The 7,326-nt window shown below is 55.0% G+C and carries 4 protein-coding genes; all 4 read left to right on the top strand.

Annotated features, from left to right (window positions below; genetic code table 11):
• The first annotated feature begins 166 nt into the window (after positions 1–166).
• The 4 genes from NTX17_07530 (at position 167) to NTX17_07545 (ending at position 6,368) form a co-directional block, all read left to right on the top strand.
• A complete protein-coding gene (locus tag NTX17_07530) occupies positions 167–3,964 on the top strand; it encodes a hypothetical protein (GenBank protein MCX5801218.1) in 3,798 nt (1,265 codons plus the stop codon).
• A gap of 24 nt (positions 3,965–3,988) precedes the next feature.
• Positions 3,989–4,870: a PorV/PorQ family protein gene (locus NTX17_07535; protein MCX5801219.1), complete on the top strand. Its 882-nt coding sequence runs from the start codon at positions 3,989–3,991 to the stop codon at positions 4,868–4,870.
• A 220-nt stretch (positions 4,871–5,090) separates the two neighbouring features.
• Positions 5,091–5,636 (top strand): hypothetical protein, encoded by a 546-nt coding sequence (locus tag NTX17_07540; protein MCX5801220.1) that lies wholly within the window; start codon positions 5,091–5,093, stop codon positions 5,634–5,636.
• A gap of 165 nt (positions 5,637–5,801) precedes the next feature.
• Entirely contained in the window at positions 5,802–6,368 is a 567-nt protein-coding gene (locus tag NTX17_07545; GenBank protein ID MCX5801221.1) for an isoprenylcysteine carboxylmethyltransferase family protein, read from the top strand.
• Positions 6,369–7,326: the final 958 nt, after the last annotated feature.

Consider the following 7,326-nt stretch of genomic DNA (forward strand, 5'->3'; position numbering starts at 1 on the left):
GAGTGTATCTCCGAGCATATGGGATTATCGGCTTCCGTACACGGGCAGGTACGTGTTGTATGTGAGTGATAATGGGGGAGACCATACTGGTAGTTATTGGTTGAGTTTGCAGTGTCGGCAGGACGTGAAGGCTAAGGCTGAAAGGATAGTCGCGGCCGAGGGAACAATGTCTGGCTCTCTAGAGAAGTACGGCGCCATGAAGGCATACGTGTTTCTTGTAGACGCAGAAGACACCACGACCGTAACGGTCGTAAGAAGTTCAGGTTTTGTGGAACCGTTGATGGAGCTATACGGACCCTCGGACAGCCTGATCGTAAGCGTTGGTGGCTCATCGAGCTCACAAATTTCAGATTCGTATTTCAAACGATCCGGCATGTACACGTTGTACATCAGTGACTACGGAAGTGACGAGATCGGCTCATACGAGCTTAGGTGGAGCGGAGTTCTGGCTGGTGGGCTGATCAGAGTGGCCTCCATTATTGAACCCTCAGGAGTCGTTTCCTTTAGCCCAAGCATAGTCCCGAAGGCACTACTAACGAACATCGGTTGGGAGGAGCAGACCTTCGCTGCCAAATTCACCATTTACAATGTCTATTCAGATAGCTTAGTCGATTTGAGCCTGTCACCGGGTGAGAGTGACACACTGAGCTTCACTCCGTGGACGCCGACCGAACCCGCCGCGTATTTTGCCACTTGTTCAACCCAGGCCGAGGGCGGTCTCGTACGCAGCGAGAACAGACAAGCTTTTTCTTTGACGAGCGGGGTAGGGCCAGAGATTTATAGTAGGACGCCTGGTGAGGCTGCAAATCGTGGAATGGCCACTGTGACTATAACAGGCCGCGGCTTCGAACCGGGGACAACCGCGAGTCTCGAGAACACGGTGGGCGGGACAGTCTTTGCTGATACGGCAGCCGTACAGTTTGTGAGCCCTCAGGAGATAAGAGCTACGTTTGATCTGACCGGTGCGGTTCCAGGTACCTGGAACCTTAGAGTCACAAATCCCGATAATGACTCTTACATCTTCTACGAAGGTTTCACGATTTCGGGATTCCCGGGCCAGGAGATCGCATTCGGGAGCTGGGAAGAGTTTAGCGTGGGGCAGGCCAGACCAACCCAAATAGGTGTGAACGTTCCTGATGGCGTCGACAATCTCTATGTTCTCATGAAAAAGACCACCCACATCGGATATTCAGACACTTGGACAGGAAGCATGAAACTCTTCAAAGACGGAGTGCAGGTCGCACTTGCAAGTGGTAGTGGCGATTTTGATGTTCATTTGCAAACCCCGCAGTACGGCTGGTACACCCTCGAAGTATCCGCCACAGGTTCCGGTGAAGGACTGGTCAAGGTCTGCGCCGCCTTGGATAGCTTGCAACTGGGGCAATGGAAAATAGGCCAAGTCCTGAGACCCTATGGCTGTGACTGGGGGCAGGTGGATGTTCCTCCGAGTCAGGCATCCTTGTTCTTCGAGACAGAGGGTTTTGGGCTGTGGAGTACACTTGATGTTTATCAGGGGTATCTGGGCAACCGAAGCCAGCACTGGCAATTCTCCAACATGGGTGCAGGGTATCACATAGAGGGCGTGATACAGAACCCAGCGGCGGGTCGATATTACTTGAGGTACATGGATTCGGCGGTCATGGAGGGTGTTGGTGGCCAGGCGCGCGAATACATGATTATTGCTGACACAGTCTCGGTTCAGCCACCGCCAGCTTCTGCGCCCACAATCACGGACGTTTCCTCATACAAGGGCGGTACTTTCGGATTCGTGACATTGATTATTTCTGGAGCATCTCTCGCGCCTCGAGCAATAGTATCGCTTGTGCGGGACGGCTACAGCAGTGTGGCCGCGACTTACGTAAGCGGCGACTCAACTATGAGAGGTCTCACAGTGACATTCGACTTGTCCGCCACTCCGGCGGGAGAGTGGAGGCTTGAGGTTGCAAACCCTGATGGTGAAATGGTGGCAGCTCCTCAGCCTTTTGTTGTAGAAGCTGGCGGACAGCCGGACATGTGGGTAAAGATTGTGGGAAGGGAACAGTTGCGGGTCGGCAGATACCAGAGGTATGTCATAAAATATGGCAACACGGGCAACGTTGACGCAATTGGGGTTCCACTCTGGATAGCGTTTCCCGCCAGTTTGATTTGGAAGTTTGATACTCCGATTGCACCGCCGACGCCGAGAGAGGGCGAAGAGCCCTTTGACTGGAGTCGAATACCGATTAGTATCGAGTATGATTCTGAAACTCGCATACCGCTTCTGCTTCCGTTGGTTCCACCCGGCTGCGACGGAACAATCGAGATTGAACTGATGGTACCCGGGGCCACTCTCGCTCAGGGTTTCGATCTTTCCGTTTGGTTAAATCGTCCTCTCTTCAATCCCTTGCCAATTATACTACTAGATCCCCGCCAAGCTGAGGGTTCTTCTCGGATTCCGCACGTCCCTGTACTCGGCGGCCCCTGGTGGTCGAGCGATTGGTATCAATGCATAGTTGACTTAGGCACCGCTCTCATAAAGTTTCCGCCTGGCTGGGATTGCCTTTATTCCTGGGGGAATATGTTCGTAATGTACGAGCTAGAGAGATATCGAGCCCGGATAGGTGCGCCGCAGGAGCCGCAGAGCCTGATACAGGCTTTCACTGACATGCTTGCCGAGTGCTGTGATGAGTTCTCGCCTGGAAACCCACGTTGCGCAAAGCTGGAACTCTACAATGACTTGAAAAATCTCGTGCTTGCCGTGAAACCAGGATCACCATGTGAAAAGACTTTCAGCAAGTGGTACAAAGCCCTTCTACATATCCTTTTTGCCAGTTCGGTGACCCCCGAGGACAAGTGTGGCCTTGCGGGTTACGATCCAGACGACACGCCCCCGGGACAGCTACGGCGGTTCGTCCCTACTACCGACGCACTTACCTACCGCATTGACTTCTGGAACAAGGAAGACGCGACTGCCCCCGCGCAGGAAGTGTTCGTGCTCGACACACTGTCCACCGGTTTCGTCGATTCCACTTTTGCCTTCAACGAATTCGGCTTTCTGCGTTGGACTATCCCCTTGGAGGGCGGTCAGTACTTCAATATCAACGTTGACATGCGTCCGGACAAGAATTCAATCGTAAGTGTGGAGGGCAGGTATAACCAAAGTGCAAGGGAAGTGAGTTGGACCTTCCGGTCTCTTGATCCAGCAACTGGCGAACCTCCCGAAGATCCAATGGAGGGATTCATGCCGCCCATGACAGACAGCGGTTATGAGATTGGTTGGGTCGATTTCACCGTAAAACCGCGGACAGATTTGCCCAGCGGAACGAGAATTGCAAATCAGGCCTTTGTGAATTTCGATGGTGTGGGTCCGTGGAATCCTGCACCGAAGGACGGCCCTTATATCAACACCGTGGACGTGCTCGCACCTACAAGCCACGCAAAAGCACTAGGCGCTACGCAGCCTCAGACTTCCTTCAATGTTTGCATCTCAGGCCAGGACGAGGAACACGGTTCTGGAATTGCCCGGTATTTGATATACGTCTCTGACAACGGAGCAGAGCCTGAGTTGTGGCTTGCTACACAGGATAGTACTGTTACTTACAGGGGTGAGAGCGGACACACCTACAGATTTAAGAGCGTCGCCGAAGACAATGTCGGAAATAGAGAATTGCCCCATCTGGATTACGACGCCGTCACCACAGTCAATATAGTTCCCGTGATGGCAGTCTCGCCTAGCCCCTTTGTCCCGGCTCGTGGGCATACAAATATGACCTTCTTTGGAGAAAAAGTGCGTGGCTCGGAGATCAAGATATTCAACAAGGCCGGAGAACACATTAAGACACTTGAGGTGTCTGCAGGACAAGAAACGATAATCTGGGACGGTAAGAGTGAGGATGGAAAAGACGTTGCCAGCGGTGTCTATGTGTGGGTGCTCCGGACTCCCTCGGGGGAGGAGCACAGAGGCAAGTTTGCAATTATCAGATAATCTAGTATGTGACATGGAGGCTGTATGAGCAAGGCGAGCGGAGCATGTTTGGTCTTGGCGTTCGTCCTAGGGGTCTCATTGTGGGGAAATGCCTATGCTATTGGTGAGGCGGGTGCGCAGTTTCTTAAGATGGGTGTGGGTGCAAGGGCATGCGCAATGGGGGAGGCATACGTCGCGATAGCAGATGATGCAACTGCCATTTACTGGAATACCGCTGGACTTGCAGAGATCCAGTCTCCGCAGATAACGGCTATGCAGAACTTCTGGCTAGCTGACATGAGCTATCAGTACCTTGGTTTGGTGTGTCCCTCACGTCTCGGCAGTCTCGGAATCTCTGCGGCCTACTCTTCCTCCGGCGAGATTCCCAAGTACGAGAACTTTCAACGTGAGGGAGAATATTCTGCGTATGATGCCGCTGGAACTATCGCATATGCCAGAAGACTAATGGGATCCGCTTCGTATGGAGTGAGTGTCAAATTCATCCAGGAGAAGATTGAAGAGGAAAGCGCCAGGGGCTTTGGGGTCGACGTCGGCCTTCTTTGCGCACCTGGTATCCTTCATGGCCTTAAGCTTGGGGTTGCTGTCAACAATATGGGACCTGGCATAAAGTTCATAGAGAAGGCAGACCCCTTGCCCTTGAGCGTAAGGGTTGGCGCAGCATACAAAACGGGGCCCTTGCTGCTGGCGGGCGATTTAGGCAAGCCAAGGGACAACGATGCTTACTTATGCGTGGGAGGGGAACTTGGAATTCGAGACATCCTGGCGTTAAGAGCGGGATATAATTCAGCTAATTCCTATTCAGCCGGCATCGGTTTGAAGTGGCGGAGAGTGTCAGTTGATTACGCCTACGTTCCGTACGAGTACCTCGGCGATACTCACCGATTCTCCGCCGGCGTGAGGTTCTAGGGGTTCCGTGGCAGTTGTCCGAATGCTATCTACGCGTATTCGTGCTGCACGCTACCCTTCCCATCGCCTCTTCACCACTTTCTGCCCTGCTTTCCCGCTGAAAGAATCTTCGGCTGACCTCACTAATTTACTTGCCATCTCTTGCCTCAAGAGCGTTCATGGAGCTAGGCAGTCATTGTAACTGCTTGTTTGAAAAGCTATTAGAGAGGGGGTGAGAGACATGGCAAAGAAGGCGAAGAAAGGCAACGGCAAGGCCAAGGCGGCGGTGAAGCCTGAGCAGACTAAGCAGAACGCAGCGAAGGCTAAGGAGGCCCACAAGCCTCAAGCTCCCGACCTCGGCGCCCTGCGCAAGCCGGTGCTCGATGCCAACGCTGGCCTGACGAAGGCCGAAAGCGAGGCGAAGGTGCTTCTGGACAAGGCCGAAGCCCTCGTTGCGGCGGCTAGAGGCCAGTACCGCGAGGCGTTGGGGCTCTACCGCGAAGCCTGCCGGAAGGCAGGAGTGGACTGCGAGTTTGAAGGCGGGCGCTCTGAGAACGTGAGTCCGAAGGTAAGCTTCATCGTTGAGAAAGCTGACAAGGGCATCCGCGTGATGGTGAAGGGCAAGCCGGAGAGCGAGGAGATCATTCCGCTGGCAGCGCTCAAGGCATCGATTGGGAAGGCAGCCTATGCCTACACCGAGAAGCACGTGGGTCCGCGAGAGCGCGTTGGCAATAAGGGCGGAACGCTTGGGAATAAGCTGAGAGCTGTGATGGTGGGGAAGAAGTAGTGCGCTGAGTGAGGACCGTCTGTGATAGACGGCCTTGCTCTTCTCATTTTGTGCGCATTGAGGCATTGACAGGCAGGCACCTCACAGGTAAGCTAGCGGTGGCTGATTAAGCAGAGCATGTTGGGCGGAAACGGCGTAAGACGTAGTTAAGCAACCGGAGAGCCGATGATTCAACTCGTTCTATTAGTAGTGATCGTAGTTTTCCCCATCTCGGAGGTTGCGCTTGCTTTCGTGAAGCGCTCAAGCAGTCGTGCTGCGCAAAGCGAAGATCGTGGCTCAATGCGCCTGCTCTGGCTCAGTGTTGCTCTCGGCATCGCGTTGGCCAACGCCGCTCAGTGGATTCCCTCGGCTCGTTTCCAAGGACCTAGGTATACGATCCATCTCATCGCGCTTGGTCTACTGGTGAGCGGCCTCGCCATACGCTGGGCGGCCATCCTCACGCTCGGCCGATTCTTCACGGTCGACGTGGCCATCCATTCCAACCACGCGGTTGTTCAGACGGGACTTTACCGCTTCATCCGTCACCCGTCCTACACCGGCCTTCTCCTCGCCTTCATGGGTCTGGGTGTGTCCTCCGCCAACTTGCTGAGTATCCTGGGGCTTCTTATTCCCATCGCCCTCGCAGTGCTCAACCGCGTGGCGAAGGAAGAAAAGGCCTTGCTCTCTTCCCTGGGTTCTGAGTACGCAGCCTACTGTGCTCGTACCAAGCGGTTCATCCCTGGCCTGCTCTAACGCCGTGTCTTCCCAGGTACCTAAGGCGGATGAGGCCACCCGCTTGCAGCGCTCAAGGCGTCGATTGGCAAAGCGGCCTATGCTTACACCGACAAGCACGTCGGGCCGCGAGAGCGCGTCGGCAACAAGGGTGGGACGTTGGGCAACAGGTTGAGAGCTGTGATGGCAGGGAAGAAGTAGCGATCTGAGTGAGGACCGTCTGTGATAGACGGCCTTGCTCTTGTACGCCCAGCATGATGTTCACCTTGGAGGTGGAAGTCCTCCCGAAAGCTGGCCATAGCGATCGAAGCGAAGCGCAACTGCGGAAGGGTGACTGACCGTGGGAAGGAAGCGTGGAGCGAAGCCGCGGGCCGACGTACAGAAACCGGATTGGAGGCGACGCCGATCAGGGCGAGCGGGCAAGTGACCGCGAAGCTCTTATGGTCAAAGATCAGGCGGCGTAAATCCGGCGGTCGTGCGGTGAAGGGTGCATGTCTTATCTGGGGAGATCTTGCCTTACGTCTGAAAGGGCGACCCCGCTGAAAAGTGGGGGAGCAAGAAGTCAGCATAGGCCATAATATCTGCCTCAGGCAGAGAAGGGCCGAACAGAAAGGAGAGCAGAGGGAACGATGGGTCTCAAAGGTACAGGGCCTCAGATGTCCGGGCAACTGGAGCTCCCGTTGGAGGGAGGGGTGAAGCCCCGAGCTACCGGCGGAGCGAGGAAGTACCGATGGCGGCACACGAGACCGGAAGCTCAAGATTCACTTCCTGAACCGCCCGGTGCGGACCCGCATGCCGGGTGGTGTGGCAGGGGATGTCGGGGCCTACCCGACACCCCTATGCCGATTGCTGTACGCATTTGTGAGCGCTCGCGGACCACCAGACGGTGAGAGCCCAGCTGTGTCTCGCGGTGGGATGTGGTCACAGAATCTCAAGATTTGCCGGAGGGCGGAGTCGAACTTGGGGCAAACGACTGGGG

This window comes from Candidatus Eisenbacteria bacterium, from assembly GCA_026388185.1.
Lineage (GTDB): Bacteria > Eisenbacteria > RBG-16-71-46 > JAFGJU01 > JAFGJU01 > JAPLKG01.